General features: G+C 72.2%; 25 protein-coding genes and 1 tRNA gene. 18 read left to right on the top strand and 8 right to left on the bottom strand.

The window, feature by feature from the left end; translation table 11 throughout:
- The first annotated feature begins 49 nt into the window (after positions 1-49).
- The 7 genes from clpS (at position 50) to ACFCY1_RS14610 (ending at position 4,947) form a co-directional block, all read left to right on the top strand.
- Positions 50-343, top strand: coding sequence for an ATP-dependent Clp protease adapter ClpS (clpS, locus tag ACFCY1_RS14640; RefSeq protein WP_049654313.1), 294 nt, complete (start codon positions 50-52; stop codon positions 341-343).
- A 92-nt stretch (positions 344-435) separates the two neighbouring features.
- Positions 436-1,008 (top strand): DUF2017 domain-containing protein, encoded by a 573-nt coding sequence (locus ACFCY1_RS14635; RefSeq protein ID WP_375874761.1) that lies wholly within the window; start codon positions 436-438, stop codon positions 1,006-1,008.
- Between the two features lie 269 nt (positions 1,009-1,277).
- On the top strand, positions 1,278-2,762 hold the full coding sequence (locus ACFCY1_RS14630; protein WP_375874760.1) for an amino acid permease: 1,485 nt from the start codon (positions 1,278-1,280) through the stop codon (positions 2,760-2,762).
- A gap of 53 nt (positions 2,763-2,815) precedes the next feature.
- Positions 2,816-3,247 (top strand): Mov34/MPN/PAD-1 family protein, encoded by a 432-nt coding sequence (locus tag ACFCY1_RS14625; protein ID WP_049654318.1) that lies wholly within the window; start codon positions 2,816-2,818, stop codon positions 3,245-3,247.
- A 138-nt stretch (positions 3,248-3,385) separates the two neighbouring features.
- On the top strand, positions 3,386-3,505 hold the full coding sequence (locus ACFCY1_RS14620) for a putative leader peptide (RefSeq protein WP_310593142.1): 120 nt from the start codon (positions 3,386-3,388) through the stop codon (positions 3,503-3,505).
- Between the two features lie 118 nt (positions 3,506-3,623).
- On the top strand, positions 3,624-3,902 hold the full coding sequence (locus ACFCY1_RS14615; RefSeq protein WP_030242903.1) for a MoaD/ThiS family protein: 279 nt from the start codon (positions 3,624-3,626) through the stop codon (positions 3,900-3,902).
- Between the two features lie 76 nt (positions 3,903-3,978).
- Positions 3,979-4,947, top strand: a complete 969-nt coding sequence (locus ACFCY1_RS14610; protein ID WP_049654320.1) for a PLP-dependent cysteine synthase family protein — start codon at positions 3,979-3,981, stop codon at positions 4,945-4,947.
- Between the two features lie 3 nt (positions 4,948-4,950).
- Here ACFCY1_RS14610 and ACFCY1_RS14605 read toward each other — a convergent pair whose 3' ends face one another.
- Complete coding sequence (locus ACFCY1_RS14605) at positions 4,951-5,400, bottom strand: type II toxin-antitoxin system PemK/MazF family toxin (RefSeq protein WP_375874795.1); 450 nt, start codon at positions 5,398-5,400, stop codon at positions 4,951-4,953.
- 198 nt (positions 5,401-5,598) lie between these two features.
- Between ACFCY1_RS14605 and ACFCY1_RS14600 the strand changes: the two genes are divergently transcribed.
- The 3 genes from ACFCY1_RS14600 (at position 5,599) to ACFCY1_RS14590 (ending at position 8,363) form a co-directional block, all read left to right on the top strand.
- Positions 5,599-5,790, top strand: a complete 192-nt coding sequence (locus tag ACFCY1_RS14600) for a MarR family transcriptional regulator (RefSeq protein WP_079272642.1) — start codon at positions 5,599-5,601, stop codon at positions 5,788-5,790.
- 246 nt (positions 5,791-6,036) lie between these two features.
- Complete coding sequence (locus ACFCY1_RS14595) at positions 6,037-6,783, top strand: MBL fold metallo-hydrolase (protein WP_074005047.1); 747 nt, start codon at positions 6,037-6,039, stop codon at positions 6,781-6,783.
- Positions 6,784-7,040: 257 nt separating this feature from the next.
- Entirely contained in the window at positions 7,041-8,363 is a 1,323-nt protein-coding gene (locus ACFCY1_RS14590; protein ID WP_375874759.1) for an LAETG motif-containing sortase-dependent surface protein, read from the top strand.
- A gap of 33 nt (positions 8,364-8,396) precedes the next feature.
- Here ACFCY1_RS14590 and ACFCY1_RS14585 read toward each other — a convergent pair whose 3' ends face one another.
- From ACFCY1_RS14585 to ACFCY1_RS14570, 4 genes are all read right to left on the bottom strand, one after another.
- Complete coding sequence (locus tag ACFCY1_RS14585) at positions 8,397-9,683, bottom strand: LLM class flavin-dependent oxidoreductase (protein ID WP_375874758.1); 1,287 nt, start codon at positions 9,681-9,683, stop codon at positions 8,397-8,399.
- Positions 9,680-10,753, bottom strand: a complete 1,074-nt coding sequence (locus ACFCY1_RS14580; RefSeq protein ID WP_375874757.1) for an LLM class flavin-dependent oxidoreductase — start codon at positions 10,751-10,753, stop codon at positions 9,680-9,682. Before ACFCY1_RS14580 ends, ACFCY1_RS14585 begins: the two co-directional genes overlap by 4 nt.
- 474 nt (positions 10,754-11,227) lie before the next feature.
- Positions 11,228-12,499, bottom strand: a complete 1,272-nt coding sequence (locus ACFCY1_RS14575; RefSeq protein ID WP_375874756.1) for a PTS transporter subunit EIIC — start codon at positions 12,497-12,499, stop codon at positions 11,228-11,230.
- 386 nt (positions 12,500-12,885) lie between these two features.
- Positions 12,886-14,175, bottom strand: coding sequence for a PTS transporter subunit EIIC (locus tag ACFCY1_RS14570; protein ID WP_049655706.1), 1,290 nt, complete (start codon positions 14,173-14,175; stop codon positions 12,886-12,888).
- A 397-nt stretch (positions 14,176-14,572) separates the two neighbouring features.
- Between ACFCY1_RS14570 and ACFCY1_RS14565 the strand changes: the two genes are divergently transcribed.
- The 4 genes from ACFCY1_RS14565 (at position 14,573) to rdgB (ending at position 16,957) form a co-directional block, all read left to right on the top strand.
- Positions 14,573-14,806, top strand: coding sequence for a glucose PTS transporter subunit EIIB (locus ACFCY1_RS14565; RefSeq protein ID WP_030060521.1), 234 nt, complete (start codon positions 14,573-14,575; stop codon positions 14,804-14,806).
- A gap of 129 nt (positions 14,807-14,935) precedes the next feature.
- Positions 14,936-15,661, top strand: a complete 726-nt coding sequence (gene rph / locus ACFCY1_RS14560) for a ribonuclease PH (protein ID WP_049655704.1) — start codon at positions 14,936-14,938, stop codon at positions 15,659-15,661.
- A 269-nt stretch (positions 15,662-15,930) separates the two neighbouring features.
- Entirely contained in the window at positions 15,931-16,320 is a 390-nt protein-coding gene (locus tag ACFCY1_RS14555; protein ID WP_049655703.1) for a hypothetical protein, read from the top strand.
- Positions 16,321-16,351: 31 nt separating this feature from the next.
- Positions 16,352-16,957 (top strand): RdgB/HAM1 family non-canonical purine NTP pyrophosphatase, encoded by a 606-nt coding sequence (rdgB, locus tag ACFCY1_RS14550; protein WP_074005051.1) that lies wholly within the window; start codon positions 16,352-16,354, stop codon positions 16,955-16,957.
- Positions 16,958-17,031: 74 nt separating this feature from the next.
- Here rdgB and ACFCY1_RS14545 read toward each other — a convergent pair.
- Positions 17,032-17,115 (bottom strand) — tRNA-Leu (locus ACFCY1_RS14545).
- Positions 17,116-17,547: 432 nt separating this feature from the next.
- On the opposite strand from ACFCY1_RS14545, the gene ACFCY1_RS14540 reads away from it, so the two are divergent.
- Complete coding sequence (locus ACFCY1_RS14540; protein WP_375874794.1) at positions 17,548-19,905, top strand: chitinase C-terminal domain-containing protein; 2,358 nt, start codon at positions 17,548-17,550, stop codon at positions 19,903-19,905.
- Between the two features lie 101 nt (positions 19,906-20,006).
- On the opposite strand, the gene bcp is transcribed toward ACFCY1_RS14540, so the two are convergent.
- The gene (bcp, locus tag ACFCY1_RS14535) at positions 20,007-20,480 is read right to left on the bottom strand and encodes a thioredoxin-dependent thiol peroxidase (protein ID WP_049655699.1); all 474 of its coding nucleotides are present in this window, start codon (positions 20,478-20,480) and stop codon (positions 20,007-20,009) included.
- A 166-nt stretch (positions 20,481-20,646) separates the two neighbouring features.
- On the opposite strand from bcp, the gene ACFCY1_RS14530 reads away from it, so the two are divergent.
- The 3 genes from ACFCY1_RS14530 to ACFCY1_RS14520 all read left to right on the top strand — a co-directional run bounded on the left by ACFCY1_RS14530 (position 20,647) and on the right by ACFCY1_RS14520 (position 22,833).
- Positions 20,647-20,988 carry a DUF3618 domain-containing protein gene (locus tag ACFCY1_RS14530; RefSeq protein WP_049655697.1) on the top strand — a complete coding sequence of 114 codons (342 nt, stop codon included), beginning with the start codon at positions 20,647-20,649 and terminating at the stop codon, positions 20,986-20,988.
- A 235-nt stretch (positions 20,989-21,223) separates the two neighbouring features.
- The gene (locus ACFCY1_RS14525; RefSeq protein WP_049655715.1) at positions 21,224-21,526 is read left to right on the top strand and encodes a co-chaperone GroES; all 303 of its coding nucleotides are present in this window, start codon (positions 21,224-21,226) and stop codon (positions 21,524-21,526) included.
- Between the two features lie 137 nt (positions 21,527-21,663).
- Entirely contained in the window at positions 21,664-22,833 is a 1,170-nt protein-coding gene (locus tag ACFCY1_RS14520) for a winged helix DNA-binding domain-containing protein (RefSeq protein WP_375874755.1), read from the top strand.
- A 19-nt stretch (positions 22,834-22,852) separates the two neighbouring features.
- Here ACFCY1_RS14520 and ACFCY1_RS14515 read toward each other — a convergent pair whose 3' ends face one another.
- Positions 22,853-25,201 carry a transglycosylase domain-containing protein gene (locus ACFCY1_RS14515; protein ID WP_375874754.1) on the bottom strand — a complete coding sequence of 783 codons (2,349 nt, stop codon included), beginning with the start codon at positions 25,199-25,201 and terminating at the stop codon, positions 22,853-22,855.
- Positions 25,202-25,226: the final 25 nt, after the last annotated feature.

The following is a 25,226-nucleotide window of genomic DNA, read 5'->3' as shown; positions in this document are numbered from 1 at the left end:
GCATGGGGCATGAGTGGTTACGGACGACTGTGCAGCGAGGAGGACCGGGGTGAGCGTCGCGCCCGTGGAGATCGAGCGCCCGGAGGTCGAGGGGGTGCCGGTGACCGAGCCGGACACGCCCTGGGTGACCATCGTGCACAACGACCCGGTCAATCTGATGAGCTACGTCCAGTACGTCTTCCAGGCCTACTTCGGCTACCCGAAGGACAAGGCCCGGAAGCTGATGATGGACGTCCACACCAAGGGCCGGGCGGTGGTCTCCAGCGGTTCCCGCGAGGAGATGGAGCGCGACGTCCAGGCGATGCACGGCTACGGCCTCTGGGCGACGCTGCAGCACGACTGATGCCGGGCTGACTGACGCCGAGCCGACTGACACCGGGCCGACCGGCGCCGGCCGTACGACCGAAGACGACGAAGACGGGCTGACCGATACAGATGGCTGGGTTGTTCGAGAGCGCCGGCAGTGGTGGCGCGGCGATCGCGCTGGACGAGTGGGAGGCCTCCATCCTGCGCTCGCTGGAAGTGCAGGTACTGGAGCTGATCGGCCCCGGTCCGGGCGGGGAGGGCGACGACCCGCTGGCCGCGCTGTTCGCCGAGGGCCCGACCGAGGCGCCCGCCGACCCGGTGCTGGCCCGGTTCTTCCCGGACGCCTACAGCGACCCGGAGGAGCCGGCGGACGAGGAGGCCGAGGTCGCGTCCGGGGAGTTCCGCCGCTTCACCGAGCTGGACCTGCGGGCCCGCAAGCGGGACGACGCGCTGTTCGTCGTCCGGGCGCTGGACGGGCTCGGCGGCGGCGGGGTGCTCAAGCTGGCCGCGCCGGACTGCCTGCGCTGGCTGGGCGCGCTGAACGACCTGCGGCTGGCCGTCGGCGTCCGGCTGGAGGTCACCGAGGACGACGAGGACGGCCTCTACGAGCTGCCCGACGAGGACGAGCGCAAGCCGCTGGTGATGGCGTACCTGTGGCTGGGCGCCCTGCAGGAGTCGCTGTTGGAGGCGATGGCGGACTGACCTGCGCGGACCGCTCCGCGCGGACCGCTCCGCGGGGGTCGCCGTATACGCACCGTGTCGCACGGATCGCCCTGCGGGGTCGATCCTGCCCGATTCCGGGCAAGCCCCGGCCGTTTTGTCCAGAATATGGACGATCAGCCGGGGCTTTTGCCATCAAAATGGGACAGAACATACCAGGTCATGCTCAAATAACGCTCAGATGGACGCCGCTATCCGAACCCTGCGTGGTACGACTTCTCCACCCCCGAGACCGACCAGGACGGTGCACAGTGGCCGAGAAGTTGTACGACGAAAGGGTCGATACTCCACCGGATGCGGAGGGCTACGAGCGCGGGCTCGGCAGTCGCCAGATCCAGATGATCGCGATCGGCGGTGCGATCGGCACCGGTCTGTTCCTCGGCGCGGGCACCGCGATCTCCCGCTCCGGTCCCAGCCTGATCCTCTCCTACGCCGTCGCCGGCCTGGTGATCTTCGTGATCATGCGGGCGCTCGGTGAACTGCTCACCTACCGCCCGGTCTCCGGCAGCTTCGCCGAGTACGCCCGGGAGTTCCTCGGTCCCTTCGCCGGCTACGTGACCGGCTGGACGTACTGGCTGTTCTGGGTCGTCACCGGCATGGCGGAGACCACCGCCGCCGCCGTCTACGTGCGGTTCTGGGCGCCCGGCATACCGCAGTGGGCCAGCGCGCTGACCTTCCTGGTCCTGCTCTACGCGGCCAACCTGATCTCGGTGAAGCTGTTCGGCGAGATCGAGTTCTGGTTCTCCATGGTCAAGGTCACCGCCATCATCGGCATGATCCTGATCGGCGTCGGCGTGCTGACCCTGGGCTTCAGCAAGGCCGGTGACACCGCGTCACTCGGCCACCTCTGGCAGGACGGCGGCTTCTTCCCCGAGGGCATCGGCTCCACCGTGATGACCCTTCAGATCGTCATGTTCGCCTACCTGGGCGTCGAACTCGTCGGCGTCACCGCGGGCGAGAGCGAGAACCCCGAGAAGACCCTGCCGCGGGCCATCAACACCCTGCCCTGGCGGATCATGCTGTTCTACATCGGCGCCCTGGTGGTCATCCTCTCGCTCGTGCCGTGGACCGAATTCCGGCCCGGCGTCAGCCCGTTCGTCGCCGCCTTCGGCAAGATCGGCATCCCGGCGGCGGCCGGCATCATCAACTTCGTGGTGCTCACCGCCGCGCTCTCCTCCTGCAACTCCGGGATGTACTCCACCGGCCGCATGCTGCGCGACCTCGCGCTGCGCGGGCAGGCCCCGGGACGGCTCACCAGGCTCAACTCCCGCCGCACCCCGGCCTTCGCGATCACCGTCTCCTGTCTGCTGATGGGCATCGGCGTGGTGCTCAACGGCGTCGTCCCGGCGCGGGCGTTCGAGTACATCACCTCGGTCGCCACGGTCTGCGGCCTGTGGACCTGGGCGATGATCCTGATCTCCCAGATCCGCTACCGCCGGGCCTGGCGGGCCGGCCACCTGCCGCCGCCCACCTTCAAGGCGCCCGGCGGCACCTGGGTCAGCGGGGCCGCGCTCGCCTTCCTCGCGGTGGTCGTGGTGCTGATCGCGCTGGACCGGGAGAACCGGATCTCGCTGTTCGTCTTCCCGGTCTGGGCCCTGCTGCTGGTCGGCGGCTACCAGGTGCTCAAGCGCCGCGACCCGCAGGCCGTCCTCGGCGCCGCGCCGGACGGGGCGCCCGCCCCCACCGGGAACACCCTCGACGGGAACGCCCTCGACGGGAACGTGGACGCCCGCTGACCGAGCCTCGGACACCCGGCGGACGGCCGCCGGGGCGTGGCTATCCTGACCGCATGCTGACCATCACCCGAGAACTCCGCGACCGGATCGTGGCCCACGCCCGCGCCGACCACCCGGACGAGGCCTGCGGCGTGGTCGCCGGACCGGCCGGCAGCGGCCGGCCCGAGCGGTTCGTCCCGATGCTCAACGCGGCCCGCTCGCCCACCTTCTACGAGTTCGACTCGGGCGACCTGCTCAAGCTCTACCGCGAGATGGACGACCGGGACGAGGAGCCGGTGATCGTCTACCACTCGCACACCGCCACCGAGGCCTACCCCTCCCGCACCGACGTGAGCTACGCCTCCGAGCCGTTCGCCCACTACGTCCTGGTCTCCACCGCCGAGGGCAACGGCGAGGAGGACCCCTACCAGTTCCGCTCGTTCCGCATCGTGGACGGCGAGATCACAGAGGAAGACGTGCAGGTCGTCGAGGCCTACCAGGTGTGACCGGTACCGGCGCGGACCCGGCCCGCCGACCCCTCCGAGGGGGCGGCGGGCCGTCGTCGTCTCAGCCCTGGGAACGGGAACATCCGGATCCCGAGACGGGCATGTCGAAGCGAGCCCGGGAATCTATACGATGAGCCCATGCGTTCCGTCGATGTGAGCACCCAGGCCCCGGGCACCCGCCTCGTGGCGCGCCTGCACATCGACCTGTGCCGGCACGCCGGTGCGATCTGTCCCGGCACGCCCGCGCGCTCGCGCTGAGAGCCGCTTCACCACCTCACCCGGGCCCGCCGCCCCGCGGCGACGCCGGGCCCCGGGCGCCCGCCCCGCCGCGTCCGCCGCGGCCCACCCACTCCACGACTCGCACAGGAGCGCACCCATGGCCATCGAGGTCCGCATCCCGACCATCCTCCGCACCTACACCGACGGCGCCAAGGCCGTCGAGGGCAACGGCAGCAACCTCGGGGAACTCTTCACCGACCTCGACGCCCGCCACCCGGGCATCGCCGCCCGCCTGGTCGAGGGCGGCGAGCTGCGCCGCTTCGTCAACGTCTACCTGAACGACGAGGACGTCCGCTTCCTGGAGGGCATCTCCACCGCCCTCGCCGACGGCGACAGCGTCACCATCCTGCCCGCCGTGGCCGGCGGCGCCCGCTAGCGTTGACCGGTTCCCCCGTCGCCACGGCGGGGGAACCATCCCTCTCCACCCTCACCGCCGTGGCCGGAGGCCTCCCTTGCGTTACGACAGTCCGCTCGAAGCCGTCGGCAACACCCCGCTGGTCCGCCTGCCGCGGCTGTCCGCCGCCGTCCCCGGCAACGCCGACGGCCTGGTGACCCTCTGGGCCAAGCTGGAGGACCGCAACCCCACCGGCTCGATCAAGGACCGCCCGGCCCTGCACATGATCGAGCGCGCCGAGGCCGACGGCCGGCTCACCCCCGGCTGCACCGTCCTGGAGCCCACCAGCGGCAACACCGGCATCTCGCTGGCCATGGCCGCCAAGCTCAAGGGCTACCGGATGGTCTGCGTGATGCCCGAGAACACCAGCGAGGAGCGGCGCGAGCTGCTGCGCATGTGGGGCGCCGAGATCATCCCGTCCCCGGCCGCGGGCGGCTCCAACACCGCCGTCCGGATGGCCAAGGAGATCGCCGCCGAGCACCCCGACTGGGTCATGCTCTACCAGTACGGCAACCCCGACAACGCCGGCGCCCACTACACCGGCACCGGCCCCGAGATCCTCGCCGACCTGCCGACCGTCACCCACTTCGTGGCCGGCCTCGGCACCACCGGCACCCTGATGGGCGTCGGCCGCTACCTGCGCGAGAAGGTCCCCGGCGTGAGGATCGTCGCCGCCGAGCCGCGCTACGACGACCTGGTGTACGGGCTGCGCAACCTGGACGAGGGCTTCGTCCCCGAGCTGTACGACGCCGAGGTGCTCACCACCCGGTTCTCGGTCGGCTCCGCGGACGCCGTCCGCCGCACCCGTGAACTCCTCCAGCAGGAGGGCATCTTCGCGGGCGTCTCGACCGGCGCCATCCTGCACGCGGCGATCGGCGTCGGCCGCAAGGCGGCGGCGGCCGGCGAGCGCGCGGACATCGTCTTCGTGGTCGCGGACGGCGGTTGGAAGTACCTCTCCACCGGCATCTACACCGCCGAGTCCACCGAGGCCGCGGTCGAGGCGCTGCAGGGCCAGCTCTGGGCGTAGGGCCTATCCGCCCTGCAACACCTTCCGCGCCCGGGCCCAGACCTGTCGGTCCACCGTGCCGGCCCGGCGGCGGAAGTCCGCCAGCGGCACCTCGCGCAGCTCGTCGGTCTCCAGCCAGCTGGCCCGGCCCTGCCGGTCGCCCACCACGCCGGGCGGCAGCGGCAGCACGCCCGGGCGCTCCGCGTGGTGCTTGCTGGTGATCTTCGCGACGGTGGCGGTCCGGCCGTGCACCCGCAGCACCAGGCACGGGCGGTCCTTGGCACCGGGGCCGTCCTCGAACGGCACCAGCGCCCACCAGACCTCCTGCGGCCGCGGGCCGGCCCCCGGCCGCGGTCGCGGACCGGCCGGCCCGGACGGACGCGGCGCCGGACGGGTGCGCCGCACCAGCGCCGCCGCGGCGGCGGCCAGCAGCGCGACGCCCAGCAGCGACAGGACGAGCCAGGTAGCGGTCATGCCGTTCATGCGGCGAACCGTACCGGGCCGGGGGTGAACGCCACCACCGCGGCGGCCGGACACCCGTCCGGGCATTTGTCCGCGCATTGCTCCCGGTTCGTCACGGAACTGCCACAATGCCCGTTCTGCGCCCGGAGCCCCGGCCGTCCCGGCAAGGCTGCGTCACGAACGTCCGCCCCCGTCCCCCGGAGGTGCCCCGTGGCCCGTGGCCCCGAGCTGTGGTCCTACGCCGAGATCGCCCGCCACATCAACGTCCGGCGCGAGACCGTCCGCAGCTACCGGAGGCACCGGCTGCTGCCCGATCCGGACGTGATCGACGGCAGCGGCCACCCGCGGTGGTACCCGTTCACCATCCGCAGCTGGGCCCGCAACCGGCCCCGCCGCCGCTGATCCCCCGGCCCGTCAACCGCCCGCGCCCCCGCCCCGGGCGTTCTGGTGATTCCGCCCACAGCCCGGCACGGGGACGGGGGCAAAGTGCCGCTCCGCCCTTACCCTCGACACACCAACGCAGTGCTACCGGCCGGTCCACCGGGCCCGGCCTGCCGTTTTCCATGCTGTTTTCCACGCTGTGCCCGTGGAGGACGGCGATGCCGTTTTCCAGCAGCAGCCAGGATGTGTCGGGGCGGAGGGGCTCGGATGAAACTGACCGTGGTGGGGTGCTCGGGGAGCTTCCCGGCCGCCGACTCGCCCTGCTCCAGCTACCTGGTCGAGGCCGAGGGCTACCGCGTCGTGCTCGACCTCGGCAACGGAGCCCTCGGCGCCCTCCAGAAGTACACCGGCCTCTACGACGTCGACGCCGTCCTGCTCAGCCACCTGCACGCCGACCACTGCGTCGACCTGTGCGCCTACTGGGTGGCCCGCAACTACCGCGCCGAGGGCTGCCCCGAACTGCTGCCCGTGTACGGCCCGGCCGGCACCGCCGAGCGGCTCGCCCGCGCCTACGACATGCCGGAGAACCCCGGCATGAAGGAGGTGTTCGAGTTCCGCACCCTCACCCCCGGCGGCTTCCGGCTCGGCCCGTTCCGGATCGACGTCGCCCAGGTCAACCACCCCGTCGACGCCTTCGCCTTCCGGCTGGAGCACGACGGCCGCTCGCTGGTCTACAGCGGGGACACCGGCGAGAGCGCCGAACTCGTCGAACTCGCCCGCGACACCGACCTCTTCCTCTGCGAGGCCGCGTACATCGACGGGCGCGACACCTACCAGGCCGTCCACCTCAACGGCCGCGAGGCCGGCGAGCACGCCGCCGCGGCCCGCGCCCGCCGGCTCGTCCTGACCCACATCCCCCCGTGGACCGACGCCGAGCACAACCGGCGGGACGCCGCGGCCGCCTACCCGGGGCCGGTCGAGGTCGCCCGGGCCGGCGCGGTGTACGAGGTCTGAGAGCGGACCGGCGAGGTCTGAGAGCGGGCCGGGCCTGAGAGTGGGCCGGCGGGGTCGGGCGGGATTCCCGGAAAAATGCTTCGGGACGACCCGCAACCTCCGCGCCCCCCGCACGTCCTTGTGAGTGAGCGGCGGGAAACGCCGCCGGAACGGCCGGCCCGTCGGGCACGGACGCGATCACACTACTCATCAGGCCCGCTTCGTGCTGCCCGGATCCGGTCGTACCGGTCCGGGACGGATATCCAGGGGGAAATCCCATGCGCAAGACCAACCGTGCCCTGAACCGGGCCCGCCGGCTCACCCCGGCGCTGGCGCTGACCGCCGCGCTGCTCGCCGGCGGCGCCGTGACCGCGGCCCCGGCCTTCGCCGCCGCCGGGCCGCTCAGCCTCACCGTGCACACCCCGGCGGTGGTCGGCTTCGCGGGCGGGCCGGTCGAGTTCACCGAACACCTCGGCAACCCGGGTGACCAGGGCACCTCCGTCGTGCTGGACTTCGAGATCGAGAGCGACCTCGGGACGCCGCCGAACGCCCTGAGCCTCGACTACTTCAGCGAGCTGACCGGCGGCTGGCTGCCGGTGGAGCTGACGGAGCGCCCCGGGGCGGACAAGGTGGTCAACGCGGGCGGCACCGGCAAGGTCGTGGTCCCGGCGGGCGGCACCGACGTCCGGCTGCGGCTCGGCGTGCCGATGGGCAGGCCCCACGACGGGGCCACCAACGGCGGCACCGGTCCGAGCCTCACCTTCCGCACCGGCGTCAAGGGCTGGTCGCAGGACTCCCCGGTCGAGCCGCCGCTCACCGACAGCCACGTGGTCAAGGTGGAGGGGATCAGCAACGGCGTGTCCGGGGTCCCGGCCGAGGTCGTCGCGGGCGGCGAGCCCGTCGAGTTCGACGCGGTGCTCTCGAACCCGACGCCGTCCGCCTACACCAACCTCGGCAACGTGCTGTTCACCGACCGCCTCGCCAAGGTCGAGGTCCGCGGCGCCGACGGGAAGTGGACCACCGTGCCGGGCGTCACGGCCCCGGCGGAGCCCGTGGCGGGCCACTACCTGGACGGTCGCAACTCCTCGGCGGCGCCCCAGAGTTCGACCACCCGGCGGGTCCGGGTCAGCTACCCCGCCGACAGCCCGCTGGGCAGGACGGCGCTGAACCCCTGCGTGTTCGTCAACGAGGGCGAGGAGATGCCCTTCCGGGGCACCACCATGTGCTCGCAGGGCGCCACCACCGAGGTCGTCGCCCCCGCGCCGAAGCCCTCACCGACCGGCACCCACAAGGCCGGCGAGCCCTCGACCGGGCCGGCCGGCTCCGACGGCTCGCAGCCGAAGCCGGACGGCGGCGCGGGCGTCGCCCAGCCGGCCGGCGACACCACCACGGCGCCGGCCGCCCCCGCTCCGGCCGCTTCGCAGCCCGCCGTGTTGTCCGCGGACAACGTTCCCGCCGCGGCCGCCCGGCCGGTGGACGCGAACCTGGCCTCCACCGGTGCGGACAGCGACCGGACCGGCCTGATCGCGGGCGTCGGCGCGCTGCTGGTCGGCGCCGGTGCGGGGGCCTTCGTGCTGATCCGCCGCCGCCGCACCGGCTGACCGCGCACGGCAGTGCCGTCCCCGGCCGGACGGCTAGCGCAGGCCGGGGACGGGCAGCCCGAGGTGGTCCCGCAGGGTGGGGCCGGTGTAGTCGGTGCGGAAGACCCCGCGCTCCTGGAGCAGCGGGACCACGCGGTCGACGAACTCGTCCAGACCGCCCGGGGTGAGGTGCGGGACGAGGATGAAGCCGTCGGCCGCGTCGCTCTGCACGAAGCGGTCGATCTCGGCGGCGACGGTGGCGGGCGCTCCGATGAAGGACTGCCGGCCGGTCAGTTCGATCACCAGTTCGCGGCTGGTCAGCTTCTTCTCCGCGGCCACCGCCCGCCACCGTTCGGCGACGGCCACCGGGTCGGCGTGCCGGACCCGGCCCTGGACCAGGCCGCTGTCCGGGTCGGGGTCGACGGCCGGCAGCGGTCCGTCCGGGTCGTGGTCGGACAGGTCGACGCCCCAGACCTGCTCCAGGAAGGCGATCGCGGTCTGCGGGCTCACCTGGGCCCGGCGGATCTCCCGGGCCCGTTCGTCCGCCTCGGCGTCGGTGTCGCCGAGGACGAAGGTGACCCCGGGCATGATCTTCAGCTCGTCCGGCTTGCGGCCGTACGCCGCGAGCCGGCGCTTGACGTCGGCGTGGAAGGCCTGGCCGTCGGCGAGGGTGGAGTGCCGGGAGAAGACCACGTCGGCGGCGGCGGCCGCGAACTCGCGCCCCTCGTCGGAGTCCCCGGCCTGGATCACCACCGGGTGGCCCTGCGGCGGCCGCGGCAGCGAGAGCCTGCCCTCGACCTCGAACTGCGGGCCGGAGTGCCGGACTGGCTCCTCCCCGGCGTCCCAGAACTTCCGTGCCAGCTGGACGGATTCGGCGGCCCGGATGTAGCGGTCGGCGCGGTCCAGGTACCCGCCGCGGCGGAAGTTCTCCCCGGTGAAGGCGTCCGAGGAGGTGACCACGTTCCAGGCCGCGCGGCCGCCGGAGAGGTGGTCCAACGAGGCGAAGCGGCGGGCCAGTTCGTACGGCTCGTTGAAGGTCGCGTTGACGGTGGCGGCCAGGCCGAGCCGTTCGGTGACGGCGGCCAGCGCGTTCAGCACGGTGATCGACTCGGGGCGGCCGACCACGTCGAGGTCGTGGATGAGGCCCTTGGTCTCGCGCAGCCGCAGGCCCTCGGCGAGGAAGAAGAAGTCGAACTTCCCGCGCTCGGCGGTCTGCGCGAGGTGGCGGAAGGAGGAGAACTCGATGTGGCTGCCGGCGGCCGGGTCGCTCCACACCGTGGTGTTGTTGACGCCGGGGAAGTGCGCGGCGAGGTGGATCTGCTTGAGCGGTCGGTCCGTCATCGGGTCACCTCGGCGAGGGCGGGAGCGGCGGTGGAGGCGGGGGAGGCAGGGGAGCCGTCGGCGGGGCGGGCGGCGTAGCGGCTGGCCGGGCGGGCCAGGCCGAGGTGGTCGCGCAGGGTGCGGCCGGTGTACCCGGTGCGCAGCAGTCCGGCGGCGCGCAGGGCGGGGGCGATCCGGTCGGCCAGCGCGGCGAGGTCGCGCGACGGGTCGGCGGGGGAGAGGTGGAAGCCGTCGACGCCGGTGCCGGGTGCGGTGAGCTCGGCGAGCAGCCGCTCGTCGGCGGCCCGGTCGGGCAGGGCGGACAGGTCGGTGTCGAGCCGGGCGAGGACGCGCAGGTTCTCGCCGGCCCGCAGCCGCAGTTCGGTGGCGGCGGTCAGCCGGGTGGCCCGGTCGGGGGCGTCGAGTAGGACGACGTCGGCGTGCCGGATCGCGGCGTCGACCCGGGCCCGCCCGCCCGGGGAGGCGTCCGGCGCGAGGTCGGCGGCGGCGACGGGCACCACGACCACCGGGCGGCCCTGCGGCGGGCGCGGGGTGATGGACGGGCCGCGGACGGAGAAGCGCGGGCCCTCGAAGTCGATGTAGTGCAGCTTGTCGCGGTCGATGAACCGTCCGGTGGCGGTGTCGCGGATCTCCGCGTCGTCCTCCCAGCTGTCCCAGAGCCGGGCGGCCACCTCGACGGCGTCGGCGGCCTCGGCCCACAGCTCGTCCTCGGCGGCGACGGGGCGGCGGCCGAAGGCCCGCGCCTCGGCCTCGGTCGTGGAGACGCCGACCAGCCAGCCGGCCCGGCCCTCGCTCACCCAGTCCAGGGTGTTGACCGAGATCGAGGTGTGGAAGGGCTCGGTGTGGGTGGTGGTGACGGTCGGCACCAGCCCGACCCGGCCGGTCAGCGGGGCGGTCCGGGCGAGGGCGGCGAGCGCGTCGGGGCGGCTCGGCTCGGCGGCGAAGGAGTCGTCGAGGGTGACGAAGTCCAGGGTGGCCCGCTCGGCGAGGCGGGCGAGGGCGGTGTAGTGCCCGGCGTCGAGACGGCCGGGGCTGTCGAGGGCTGCGGACAGGTGCAACTGGCGGGGCATGGTGAGCCTGGCTTCCTCGTGCGGACGCGTGCGGGCACCGGCGCACCCGTACGGGGACACGGGTGCGCGGGGGCGCGCCGGAGCGCGGTGGCGGCCCGCGGGCGGAGCCCGTACGGGCGGGGGAGGGAGGACCGGCGCCGGGCGGGACGTCAGCCGGGCGGCGGTGGGGGAACGGTCAGCTCAGCCGCGACACGCCGCGGACCACACGCGACCGAAGTCGATGTGGCTGCGGGTGACCAGCGGGCACGAGGCGTTCACCGCTTCAGTTGACCAGGGCGTCCGGCGGTTCGTCAACCGTCGTTTCCGCCCGCCGGAGCCCGCCGGAGCCCGCCGGAGTCCGGCGGAGTCCGGCGGGAGTCCGGTCGGGGAGCCGCCGGAGCCGCGTGGGCGCGCCCGGGTACGCCGAAGGCCCCGTCCCGCCGCGGGGGGAGCAGCGGCGGGACGGGGCCTTGGGAGCGGGCGGTGACGCGGGCGTCAGGCCTTGGTGACGTCCTCGATCTCGTCGTCGTCCTCGCGACCGGGGGTCTTGATGTTGAACTTGACGATGGCGAAGCGGAACGCGAAGTAGTAGATCGCGGCGAAGACCAGGCCGATCGGGATGATCAGCCACGGCTTGGTGGCCAGGTTCCAGTTGAGCGCGTAGTCGATCAGACCGGCGGAGAAGCCGAAGCCGTCGTGCACGCCCAGGCCCCAGGTCACGGCCATCGAGACGCCGGTGAGCACCGCGTGGATCAGGTAGAGCACCGGGGCGATGAACATGAACGAGAACTCGATCGGCTCGGTGACACCGGTCACGAAGCTGGTCAGCGCGAGCGAGATCATCAGGCCGAGGACGGCCTTGCGGCGCTCGGGGCGCGCGGTGTGGGCGATCGCGAGGGCGGCGGCCGGCAGGCCGAACATCATGATCGGGAAGAAGCCGGACATGAACTGGCCGGCGGTCGGGTCGCCGTGGAAGAAGCGCGGGATGTCGCCGGTCCAGGTGTGGCCGGAGGCGTCGGTGAAGCTGCCGACCTGCTGCTGGAAGAAGGTGTTGAGGAACTGGTGCATGCCGACCGGGATGAGGCCGCGGTTGGCGACACCGTAGATGGCGGCGCCGCCGGAGCCGAGGCCGGTCAGCCAGTCGCTGGCGTTGGTCAGGCCGGTGCCGATCGGGCCCCAGATCAGGCCCATGACGACGCCCAGCAGGGTGCCGACGAAGGCCATGATGATCGGCACGAGACGGCGGCCGTTGAAGAAGCCGAGCCAGTCGACGAGCTTCGTGCGGTGGAACCTCTGCCAGATCACGGCGCTCAGCAGACCGACGATGATGCCGCCGAAGACACCCGGGTCCTGCGGCTTTCCGGCCGGCAGCGCCTCGGTGACGGTGCCGTCCATCGGGAAGACGGTCAGCACGTTCTTGAAGACCAGGTAGCCGACCAGGGCCGCCAGCGCGGTGGAGCCGTCTGCCTTCTTGGCGAAGCCGATCGCGACGCCGACGCAGAAGAGGAGCGCGAGGTTCTTGAAGACGGCGTCACCGGCGGTGGCGAAGACCTCGGCGACCTTTCCCCAGCCGAGCCCGTCCTTGCCGAAGACGTCGGGCTGGCCCAGCCGGAGCAGGATGCCCGCGGCCGGGAGGACGGCGACCGGCAGCTGGAGGCTGCGGCCGATCTTCTGCAGACCCTGGAGGAGGTCCTGGCCGAACTTCTTGACGGGGCTGGGTGAGGCCGGAGCCGTGGCGGGCGCCGGTGCCTGCGCAGACTGACTCATGGGGGTGGGTTCCTAACGGCATGGCGGTCGGTCGGGGGGAAGGCACAGGGGCCGAACCGCGAACTGGTCTACACCACACGTGGTGTAGACCAGTTTTGTAGCACGGGTGGAGAAGTCGAGGAACCCCGGAAAGCGGTGTCGCCGGGAAGCGCTATGAAATCGAAACCTACTTACCGAATGGCGATCATGGTAGCGACCGCGATTGGGATTTTGGCCGACTGCGCAACAAAATCGATTTTGGCTAATCGCGCAACAAAAGCACAGCGTGCTCCGGTGGGCCCTGCCAGGCGCGTTGGGCCCGGTCGGCCGGGCTTTCGGAAATGCCGAAGGCCCCCGGACCGGTGGTCCGGAGGCCTTTGCGGGGATAACTCGGGTGACGCCCGTGTTCAGGCCTTGGTGACGTCCTCGACCTCGGCCTCGTCCTCCCGACCGGGAGTTTTCAGGTTGAATTTGACGATGATGAACCGGAAGAGCGCGTAGTACACGACGGCGAAGCAGAGGCCGATCGGGATGATCAGCCACGGTTTGGTGGCCAGTCCCCAGTTGATCACGTAGTCGATCAGGCCGGCCGAGAAGCTGAACCCGTCGTGCACCCCGAGCCCCCAGGTCACCGCCATCGAGGCGCCGGTCAGCAGCGCGTGCACGGCGTACAGGGCCGGGGCGATGTAGGCGAAGGAGTACTCGATCGGTTCGGTGACGCCCGTCACGAAGGAGGTCAGGCCGACCGAGAGCATCAGGCCGTAGATCTCCTTGCGCCGGTGCGGCTTCGCCGAGTGCGCGATCGCGAGCGCGGCGGCCGGCAGCGCGAACATCATGATCGGGAAGAAGCCGGACTGGAACTGGCCGGCCGTCGGGTCGCCCGCCAGGAAGCGCGGGATGTCGCCGTGCACGATCGCGCCGTCCGGCCTGGTGAACTCCCCGAACTGGAACCAGACGAAGGTGTTCAGCAGCTGGTGCATGCCGATCAGCAGCAGGGCCCGGTTGAACAGGCCGAAGATGCCGGCGCCGCCCGCGCCCAGGTCGGAGAGGGTCTGCGAGAAGTCGTTCAGGCCGCGGCCGATCGGCGGCCAGACCCAGAGCGCCACCACGGCGGTCAGCATGCCGACCAGCGCGGTGATCATCGGCACCAGGCGGCGGCCGTTGAAGAAGCCGAGCCAGTCGACCAGCTTGGTGCGGTGGAACCGCACCCACAGCCAGGCCGACATCAGGCCGATCAGGATGCCGCCGAGCACCCCCGGGTTCTGGAACGTCGCGGCGGCCGCCTTCGCCGAGCTGTAGTCCACGCACTGGTCGCTGACCAGCACCGTCGGCGGCTTGCAGCTCTCCGGGAAGGCGTGCAGGACCTTGTAGTACACCAGGAAGCCGACCACGGCGGCGAGCGCCGTCGAGCCGTCCGCCTTCTTCGCCATGCCGATCGCGACGCCGATGCAGAACAGCAGCGGCAGGCCGAAGGAGGAGTCGAGCAGCGCGCCGCCGGCGGAGGCGAAGACCTTCGCGACGTTGTCCCAGCCGAGGCCGTCCTTGCCGAACACGTCCGGCTGGCCGAGGCGGTTGAGGATGCCCGCGGCGGGGAGCACCGCCACCGGGAGCTGCAGGGAGCGGCCCATCTTCTGGAGGCCGCCGTAGAAGATGTGCCATCGTTTGGCCTGCGGGGCCGTGGCGCCTGCCGAACTCATCCTTCGCCCTCCGAGAGCAGTTGCCTGCCGGGGGCCCGGCGGGACCCTCGGGCAGGGCTCGGGAACACCCGGGGCCGTTCCCGCGTTCGTCGGAGTACACATATATTGGTGTAGACCACTTGACGCAGGTCGCACTCCGGAGGCGCGAGCCCCGCTGATCGTCATCCTCGGGCGGCGATCCGGAGCCTGCCCGCCGGAATGGGCCGAAAGTGGACTAACGTGGCGGACCGGACCGGCACGGGTGATGCTGGTCGCGCCGCTCGCAGGCCGACCGCGGCCGAACCCGCGTCAGCCACCGGCACGCACCTCACCGCACGACGGTCGAGGGACACCCAGCACCAGCGCAGGACGGCACCCGGCAGAGCCGCCGAAGGGCCGAGACAGAGGGAGAAACCAGATGGCCAGCAAGGCTGAGAAGATCGTCGCCGGTCTGGGCGGCATCGACAACATCGAAGAGGTCGAGGGCTGCATCACCCGCCTGCGCACCGAGGTCAAGGACGCCTCCCTGGTCGACGAGGCCGCCCTCAAGGCCGCCGGCGCCCACGGCGTCGTGAAGATGGGCACCGCGATCCAGGTCGTCATCGGCACCGACGCCGACCCGATCGCCGCCGACATCGAGGACATGATGTGAGCTGAACCACCCAGGTTCAGCCCGCCCGGCCCGCCGACCCGCTCAGGGGGACGGCGGGCCGTGGCGCGTCCCCGCCCTCTCCGGCTCGCCTCCGGAAGCGGCCCCCCGGAGCGACTACGCTCAGTGCCTATGTCACGCATCGACGGCCGCACCCCCGACCAGCTCCGCCCGATCACCATCGAACGGGGCTGGAGCAAGCACGCCGAAGGCTCCGTCCTCATCTCCTACGGCGACACCAAGGTGCTGTGCACCGCCAGCGTCACCGAGGGCGTGCCCCGCTGGCGCAAGGGCAGCGGCGAGGGCTGGGTCACCGCCGAGTACTCCATGCTCCCGCGCGCCACCAACACCCGCGGCGACCGCGAGGCCGTCAAGGGCCGCATCGGCGGCCGCACCCACGAGATCAGCCGGCTCATCGGCCGCTCGCTGCGCGCCGTGGTCGACCACCGCGCGCTCGCCGAGAACACCATCGTCCTCGACTGCGACGTCCTCCAGGCCGACGGCGGCACCCGCACCGCCGCCATCACCGGCGCCTACGTCGCCCTGGTCGACGCCGTCGCCTGGGCCCGCGACAAGAAGCTGCTGCGCGCCAAGGGCCAGCCGATCACCGGCGGCGTCAGCGCCGTCAGCGTCGGCATCATCGACGGCGTCCCGATGCTCGACCTCCAGTACGAGGAGGACGTGCGCGCCGAGACCGACATGAACATCGTCTGCACCTCCGACGGCCGCTTCGTCGAGGTCCAGGGCACCGCCGAGGGCGCCCCGTTCGACCGCGAGCTGCTCGACCGGCTGCTCGACCTCGGCAGCCTCGGCTGCGCGGAGCTCGACGAGATCCAGCGCAAGGCCCTGGAAGGCTGAACCGGCGAGGGCCCCGCGGCCGTGGAGCGGAACGGACGGACGGTCAACCCGTGGGTGGGGACGGCCGTTCGGACCGGTACGGACGCGCGTACGGGCCGCGGGTGGGGCCGCGGGGCGAACGGCCCGCCGAAGGGTCGACCTGACGGTCGGCCTGCTGTACAGGCCGGGTCCGGAGACCGTACGGTTCCCGCAGCACCCCCGCTGCGGGAACCGCGCACCCCTCTGCGCGCGTCCCACCCCACGGAACCCGCGCCCCCCAGGAGGATCGGATGCCGTCGAGCATCGCCCGCCCCGCCGCCCTCGCCGTGGCCGGACTCATCGCGATCCTCCCGCTCAGCATGGTGAGCTGCTCCGCCGCCCAGAAGGCGCTCGACTGCGGCAACACCGCCGTGAGGATCACCGGCGACCTCGCCGACGTCACCCAGGCGTACGACAACGCGAGCAACGACTCGGCGGCCGCCGGGAAGGCCCTGCAGAAGCTCAAGAACGACCTCGACCAGGTCGGGAAGAACTCCAAGAACACCGACGTCGCCAAGGCCGTGACCGATCTGCAGAAGCAGGTCGAGAACGTGCAGCGGGCGGCGGACAGGAACGAGGTCCCGGACCTCAAGCCGCTCGGCAACGCGGCCGGCAACCTCACCTCGCTCTGCACCGGCTGACCGCCTCCGGCCACTCGGTAGGGTGGGCGATATGTCCACCCGCCTGATCCTCGCCACCCGCAACCAGCACAAGGTCACCGAGCTCCGCGCCATCCTGGCGGACGCCGGCCTGGACGTCGAACTCGTCGGCGCCGACGCCTACCCGGAGATCCCGGACGTCCCCGAGACCGGCGTCACCTTCGCCGAGAACGCCCTGCTCAAGGCCCACGCCCTGGCCCGCGCCACCGGCCTGCCCGCCGTCGCCGACGACTCCGGCCTCTGCGTGGACGTGCTGAACGGCGCGCCCGGCATCTTCTCCGCGCGCTGGTCCGGCAAGCACGGCGACGACCGCGCCAACCTCGACCTGCTGCTCGCCCAGCTCTCCGACATCGCCGAGCCGCACCGCGGCGCCCACTTCTTCTGCGCCGCCGCCCTCGCCCTCCCCGACGGCACCGAGCGCGTCGTCGAGGGCCGCCTCCTCGGCACCCTGCGCACCGCCCCGGCCGGCGACGGCGGCTTCGGCTACGACCCGATCCTCCAGCCCCTCGGCGAGACCCGCACCTGCGCGGAGCTCACCGCCGACGAGAAGAACGCCATCAGCCACCGCGGCAAGGCCTTCCGCGCCCTCGCCCCGGTCGTGAAGGACCTCATCGCCTGACGCCCCGTCCGCCGGACACGTCGAAGGCCCGCCCCGAGATCACTCTCGGGGCGGGCCTTCGAATTTAAGGCTAGTGCGGCCTGAGGGACTCGAACCCTCACGGGATTTCTCCCATGGGCACCTAAAACCCAGGCGTCTGCCAATTCCGCCAAGGCCGCATGGCGACCAGTCTAGGGCTTCGCCGAGTGTGGGGACAGCGACTTCCGCCGTCGCCCCGCCGGTGCCGCGTCCGGGCCCCGCGGCGGCGGTGGCGCCGGGTCCGTCGGGTCGGCCCGGGGGTGTCGGGAGTGGGTTTCAGCCAGGGGGCTGACTGGATGTCGCGCGCTTCCGACCTGTGATGTTTGGCTGTTGATTACCAATTGGTACAGACCTATTGACCTATGTGGTTCAGACCACATAGCTTCTCCGCCAATTGCAACCCCCCACGTGCGTGCTCCCCCACAGGCACGCGCCGACACTCTCTCCTGGAGGACCGAGTGTTGATCCGAAACACGGCGGAGCGGCGTCCCACCGCCGCGCACCGCCGGAAGAGCCCGGCGGCCCGCGCCGGTGTGGCCTCGCTCGCGGCGGCCTCGTTGGCCGGACTGCTGATGGCGACGCTGGGTGCGGCGCCCTCGCAGGCGTCGGCGGCCGTCGACAACGCGGCCTGTCGGCCCGACGGCCTGTACCAGACGCCCGGCGTGGACGTCCCGTACTGCTCCGTCTACGACACCAGCGGGCGCGAGAAGATGGGCGCGGACCACCAGCGCCGCATCATCGGCTACTTCACCGGCTGGCGCACCGGCAAGAACGGCGACGCCCCGTACCTGGCGACCGACATCCCCTGGGACAAGGTCACCCACCTCAACTACGCCTTCGGCCACGTCGGCGGCGACAACAAGCTCTCGGTCGGCACCGACGGCCCGACCAACGAGGCCACCGGGATCTCCTTCCCCGGCGTCCCCGGTGCCGAGCTGGACCCGAGCCTGCCGTACAAGGGCCACTTCAACCTGCTGACGAAGTTCAAGAAGCAGTACCCGAACGTCAAGACCCTGATCTCGGTGGGCGGTTGGACCGAGACCGGCGGCTACTTCGGGGACGACGGCAAGCGCGTCAACTCCGGCGGCTTCTACTCGATGACCGTCAACCCGGACGGCAGCGTCAACCAGGCCGGCATCGACACCTTCGCCGCCTCCTCGGTCGACTTCATCCGCAAGTACGGCTTCAACGGCGTCGACGTCGACTACGAGTACCCGACCTCGATGAAGGACGCCGGCAACCCGCTGGACTGGCAGCTCGCCAACGCCAAGCGCGGTTCGCTGGCCAAGGGTTACGCGGCGCTGATGAAGACCCTGCGCGAGAGCCTGGACAAGGCCGGCGCCGCCGACGGCAGGCACTACCTGCTGTCGGTCGCCGCCCCGTCCTCCGGCTACCTGCTGCGCGGCATGGAGACCTTCCAGGTGGCGAAGTACCTGGACTACGTCAACATCATGTCGTACGACCTGCACGGCGCCTGGAACAAGTACGTGGGCCCGAACGCCTCGCTGTACGACGACGGCAAGGACGGCGAGCTGGCCGCCGCCAACGTCTACGGCACCGGGCAGTACGGCGGCATCGGCTACCTGAACGCCGACTGGTCGTACCACTACTTCCGCGGCTCGATGCCCGGCGGCCGGATCAACGTCGGCCTGCCGTACTACACCCGCGGCTTCAAGAACGTGCAGGGCGGCACCAACGGCCTCTGGGGCACCGCCTCGGCGACCACCTGCCCGGCCGGCTCCGGCCTGACGGCCTGCGGTGACGGCGCGGTCGGCATCGACAACATCTGGAACGACAAGGACGACGCGGGCAAGGAGTCCCCGGCCGGGTCGAACCCGATGTGGCACGCCAAGAACCTGGAGAAGGGCATCCTGCCCGACTACCTGGCCAAGTACGGCGTCTCCGACACCGCGCTGCAGGGCACCTACACCCGCAACTACAGCTCCGCGCTGGTGGCGCCGTGGCTGTGGAACGACGCCAAGAAGGTGTTCCTCTCCACCGAGGACGAGCAGTCGGTGGGCGCCAAGGCGGACTACATCGTCAACCAGGGCGCCGGCGGCGCGATGATCTGGGAGCTCGCGGGCGACTACAAGTGGGACGCGGCCGCCAACGGCGGCAAGGGCGAGTACGTGCCCGGTTCGACGCTGACCTCGCTGATGTACGACAAGTTCAAGTCGGCGGCCCCGTACGGCGCGATCCGCGCGACGACCGCGCTGCCGCAGCAGACCCTGCCGATCGACGTGTCGTTCACCAACTTCGCGCTGGGCGACTCGAACTACCCGATCAACCCGAAGCTGCACATCGTCAACAACTCGACGCTGACCCTGCCGGGCGGCACCGAGTTCCAGTTCGACTACGGCAACTCGGCCCCGGGCAACGCCAAGGACCAGTCCGGCTTCGGCCTCCAGGTCATCAAGCAGGACAACCCGGGCCCGGGCAACGTGGGCGGCCTGAAGGGCACCTACAACCGGGTGTCGGTCAAGCTGCCGGGCTGGCAGTCGCTGGCGCCGGGCGCCTCGATCGACATGGACTTCGTCTACTACCTGCCGGTGTCCACGCCGTCGAACTGGACGGTCAACGTGGGCGGCACGCTGTACGGGATCAAGGGCGACCTGACCCGCGGCGCGGTGGACGGCGGCACGCCGACCCCGACCCCGACGCCGTCGCAGACGGCCACCCCGACGCCGACCCCCACGGGCACGCCGACCGGCACGCCGACGGCCACCCCGACCGGGACGCCGACGCCGACCGCGACCCCGACCTCGGGCACCTGCGCGGCCGCCCCGAGCTGGGACGCCGGCACCACCTACGCGACGCCCACCAAGGTCTCGTGGAAGGGCCACTACTACCAGAACAAGTGGTGGACCAAGGGCGACGACCCCGCGGCCAGCGGCTCGTGGGGCGTCTGGAGCGACCTCGGGACCTGCTGATCAGGGCGGTCCGCTGAGGTGAGGACGGCGGTGGCGGTGCACCCGGTCGGGGGGTGTGCCGCCACCGCTTCGTCGTACCGGCCGTGCTTACGCGCCGACGCTTACGCGCCGACCTTGAGGTCGCGCAGCAGCTTGGCGACGTGGCCGGTGGCCCGCACGTTGTAGAACGCGTGCTCGACCTTGCCGTGCTCGTCCACGACGATCGTGGAGCGGATGACGCCCAGGTAGGTGCGGCCGTAGTTCTGCTTCTCGCCGAAGGCGGCGTACGCCTCCAGCACCTCCTTGTCCGGGTCGGACAGCAGGGTGACCTTGAGGTTCTCGGCCTCGCGGAACTTGCCGAGCTTCTCCGGCTTGTCCGGGGAGATGCCGATGACGTCGTAGCCGGCGTCCGCGAGGACCTCCAGGTTGTCGGTGAAGTCGCAGGCCTGCTTGGTGCAGCCGGGCGTCAGGGCGGCGGGGTAGAAGTAGACGATGACCTTGCGGCCCGCGTGGTCGGCGAGGGACACCTGGTTGCCGTCGGCGTCGGACAGGCTGAAGGCGGGCGCGGTGTCGCCGGGCTGGAGACGCTCACTCACGGTCGTACTCTCCTGGATGCTGGGACGGGCGGTCGTACCACGGCAAACTTACCTCCGATGGTGGGTGGGGCCGCGCGACCGTGTGCGGCAGCTGACACACTGGGTCAGTCGCACCGATCGCAGGGATCGGATGGAACAACATCGGCGAGTGAATGGGGTGGCCCGAGTGGGCGAGGCGAGCACGCAGGACAAGTCGGCGCGGACGACCGCCCAGATCGAGGCGGACATCGAGCGGACGCGTGACCGGCTGGCGTCGACCCTGGACGAGCTGGCCGTCCGCGTCCACCCGAGCACGGTGACCGCCCAGGTCAAGGCCAAGGCGGTGGCCGCCGTCGAGGAGAAGACCGCCCGGGCGTACGTGGCCGCCAGCGGCGTGGTGGAGAAGGTCCGGGCGCAGTTCGTGGACGAGAAGGGGCAGCCGCGCCGCGAGCGGATCGTCCCGGCCGCGCTGGTCGGCGTGGGCCTGGTGCTGCTGGTCGCCTCGGCGCGCAAGCGCCGCAAGGGCTGAGCGCACAGCGGGACGGCGGGGCCGGGCGCGACGGGTGCCCGGCCTTTCGCGTGCCCGGGCTTCCGCGCGCCCGGCGCTCCGCCTGCCGGGCCTTCCGGATACCGGGCCAGCGTCACGCCCCGCGCCCGGGGGAGGTACCTTCGGGACCGTGAGTACGAACCACGAACCGACGCGCTCCGACGACGCGCAGGAGCCCGCCCGCCACGACCGGCTCGGCGAGAAGCTGCCGATCCGGATGCTGCACGACCGCGTGCTGGTGCGGATCGAGGGCGGCGAGGGCGAGCGCCGTTCGACCGGCGGCATCCTGATCCCGGCCACGGCGGAGCTGTCCAAGCGCTGTACCTGGGCGGAGGCCGTCGCGGTGGGCCAGAGCGTGCGCTCGGTGGAGCCCGGCGACCGGGTGCTGTACGACCCGGAGGACAAGCTGGAGGTCGAGGTCCGCGGCGCCACCTACGTGCTGCTGCGCGAGCGCGACCTGCACGCCGTCGCCGCCACCCGCTTCGGCGACACGGAGGGCTCGACCGGGCTGTACCTGTGACGGTCTGATCCGCTCCGTGCCCTGAGGTGCCCCCGACCCGGGTCGGGGGCACCGTGCTTTCGCGGCGGGGGTCCGCGACATGGCGGTCCGCCGCGGGGATCGGGGGCGTTGTCGGTGCCGCGCGCTAGGGTCCCGGCATGAGTGTGCCGGTGATCGGGGACGGGGAGCGTCGGGCCAGGCTGGGGCGGCGTCAGCTGCTGGCGCCGTCGGTGCGGGCGGCGCGGGTGGAGGACGTGGCCGACGCGGTGGTCGGGCTGCACGCGACGGACGCGGCCACGGTGTACCTGTCGGCCTGCGCGCGGCTGGCCGAGCCCTCGGCGGCGGAGGTGGACCGGGCGCTGTACGAGGACGTCTCGCTGGTGAAGCTGCTGTCGATGCGGCGGACGATCTTCGCGGTGACGGAGGGCCTGGCCCCGTACGTGAGTTCGGCGGCGGCGCGGGCGATCGCGGCGAAGGAGCGGGCGACGTTGCTGAAGCACCTGCGGGACCACGCCGAGGGCTGGGACGAGGCCCGGCTGGCGGAGGCGGAGCGCGAGGTGCTGGCCGCGCTGGCCGGGCGCGGCGAGGCGACGACCAAGGAACTCTCCGAGGACGTACCGCAGTTGCGCGAGACGATGCTGATGTCGGCGGGCAAGGCGTACGAGGCGCGGCAGAGCGTGGGCAGCCGGCTGCTGCGGCTGCTGGCCTCGGACGGGCACGTGCGCCGCTGCCGTCCGCGCGGGTCGTGGCTGAGCAGCAGCTACCCGTGGGCGCTGGTGCCGCAGTGGCCGGAGGTGCCGGTGCGGGAGGCGAAGGCCGAGGTGGTGCGGCGCTGGCTGGCGGCGTACGGGCCGGCGACGGTCGAGGACGTGAAGTGGTGGACGGGCTGGACGCTGGGGGACGTCCGCCGGGCGCTGGCCGATCTCGGGGCGCTGGACGTGGCGTTGGCCGACGGGGCGCCGGCCCTGGTGCTGCCGGGGGACGAGGGGCCGGTGGCGGAGCCGGAGCCGTGGGCGGCGCTGCTGCCCGCGCTGGACCCGGCGGTGATGGGCTGGCGCGGGCGGGACTGGTACCTGCGGCCGGAGGACGTGTCGGCGCTGTTCGACCGGGCGGGCAACGCCGGGCCGACGGTGTGGTGGTGCGGCGAGGTGGTGGGCGGCTGGACGCAGCGCGCGGACGGCGAGGTGGTGTGGCGGTTGTTCCGGGGGGCCGGGGCGGAGGTGGAGCGGGCGGTCGCGGCGGAGGCGGAGCGGTTGGCGGGCTGGCTGGGCGAGGTGCGGGTGACGCCGCGGTTCCGCACCCCGCTGGAGAAGGAGCTCAGGGGCTGACCGGGAGCCGATCGGGGGCTCAGGGCGTCGGGGGCGGCGGCGGTACCGGGTGGCTCGCGGGGCCGCCGGTGGCGCTGGGCAGGGCCGTGGGGCGGGTCGGCTGGACCAGGGTGGGCTTCGGGGTGGGGCTGGGCTGCTCCGGGTCGGTGGTCGTCGGCCTGGTGGCCTGCGGGCTGGGGGTGTTGGGGCCGGTGGGGGGCTGGCCGGTGGCGGCGGGGGCGCTGGGCGTGTGGCCGGCGGGCGTGCCGGGGGCCGGGTCGGTGGTGGTGGGTTCGCCGCCGGCGGCCGGGGCGGTGGTCGGGGTGGTGGCGCTGGGGCTGCTGCCAGCGGACACGCCGGGCCAGGGGGTGGCGGTGGTGGCGCCGTGTCCGGTCCGGAGGTCGAAGTCCTGGGTGGGGGTGCCGTCGAGGGCGGCGGCGGTGTAGGCGGTCCAGATCCGGGTGGGGAAGGCGCCGCCGTTGATCCGGCTGAGTCCGGCGGTGCCGGCCAGCGGTTCCTTGGCGTGGGTCTTCGGGTTCTCCCGGAACAGGCCGACGGTGGTGGCGAGTTCGGGGGTGTAGCCGGCGAACCAGGCGGAGAGGTTGGAGTCGGTGGTGCCGGTCTTGCCGGCGGCGGGGCGGCCGAGGTCGAGGGCGGCGGCGCCGGTGCCGCGCGGGCTGATGACGTCGCGCAGCACGTCGGTGACGGAGTCGGCGATCTCCCGGTCGAGGGCGTCGGTGGGGTTGTGCTCGGGCATCTTGGGGACGTCGACGGCGCCGCCGGGGTTGACGCGTTCGAGTTTGAGGACGGACCAGGGGGTGTGCGCCTGGCCGTGGTCGGCGAGGGTGGCGTAGGCGCCGGCCAGGTCGAGGGCGCTGGGGGTGGCGGTGCCGAGGGTCATCGAGGTGTTGGCCGGGTCCATGCCGCGGACGCTGTCGGGGATGCCGAGTCTGACGGCGGTCTCCCGGACGCGGGCGAGTCCGGCGTCCACGCCCTCCTGGGCGTACACGGAGTTGACGGACTTCACCATGGCGTAGCGCAGGGTGATGTTGCCGTAGTCGACGCCGTCCTCGTTGGGCGGGGCGTAGGGGGTGGGGCCGCCGGTGACGGGGCGTTCGCTGGTGCCGTCGTAGCGGGACTCGGTGGTGATCGGGCGGCCGTCGAGGTCGTGCTGGGCGACCAGGCCGGCGGCGAGGTCGATGGGCTTGAAGGTGGAGCCGATCTGGTTGTCCTGGCGCAGTGCGTCGTTGTAGGGCTGCTTGGCGTAGTCGGGGCCGCCGTAGACGGCGACGACCCGGCCGGTGGCGGGTTCGACGGAGGCGCCGGCGACCCGGACGTCGGTGTCGGTGGTGGGGCGGGCCTGGGGGTCGAGTTCGCCGGTGAGCTGCTCCTGGACGGCCTTGGCGAAGGCGTCCTGCCGGGGCTTGTCGAAGGTGGTGGTGATGCGCCAGCCGCCGGCCTTGAGGGTGGCGGCGTCGATGGTGCCGGAGGAGACGAGGTAGTCGTCGGCGACGCCGACCAGGTACCCGGCCTGGCCGGCGAGGCCGGTGGCGGGCTGGGGGTCGATCGGGTCGGGGAAGGTGGTGGCGGCGCGGTCGGCGGGGGTGAGGAAGCCGAGTTGGACCATGCCGTCGAGGGCGTAGTTCCAGCGGGCGACGGCCTTCTCGCGGTTGGCGGGGGTGGCGGTCTTGACGTCGTAGAGGCTGGGGGCCTGGAGCAGGGAGGCGAGGTAGGCGCCCTGGCCGAGGGTGAGTTGGGAGACGTCGACGCCGTAGTAGGCGTGGGCGGCGCTCTGGATGCCGTAGGCGCCGCGGCCGAAGTAGCTGCTGTTGAGGTAGCCGGCGAGGATCTCGCGCTTGTCGCGCTGCTGGTCGACCTTGAGGGCGATGAGCAGTTCGCGGCCCTTGCGCTCGATGGTGCGGTCCTGGGTGAGGTAGTAGTTCTTGACGTACTGCTGGGTGATGGTGGAGCCGCCCTGCATGCCCTTGCCGAGCAGGGTGTTCCAGCCGGCCCGGAGCATGCCCTTCAGGTCGATGCCGCGGTTCTGGTAGAAGGTGCGGTCCTCGGCGGAGACGACGGCCTGCTGGGTCGGGAGCGGGATCTGGTCGATGGTGACGTCGGTGCGGTTGACGGCGCCGGTGCGGGCGATCTCGGTGGTGCCGTCGGCGTAGAGGTAGATGTTGTTCTGGGCGACGGCGTGGGCGTTGGGGTCGGGCACCGGGACGATGACGTAGAGCACGGCGAAGCCGCCGGCGGCGAGCAGGAGCAGCGCGGTGAGGGTGCCGAGGGTGATCCGCCAGGTGGGCAGGAGCCGGCGCCAGAGCGGGAGGGCGCGGCGGGCCTCGCGGCGGGCGGCCCGTTTGGCCTGGCGGCGGGTGCTCAAGGTCATGCCGAGATTATCTGCTATTTGACGT

The sequence above is a fragment of the Kitasatospora sp. NPDC056273 genome, assembly GCF_042268845.1.
Lineage (GTDB): Bacteria > Actinomycetota > Actinomycetes > Streptomycetales > Streptomycetaceae > Kitasatospora.
Note: the sequence above shows the minus strand (reverse complement) of the source record. Positions and strands in the feature narration are given on the sequence as shown.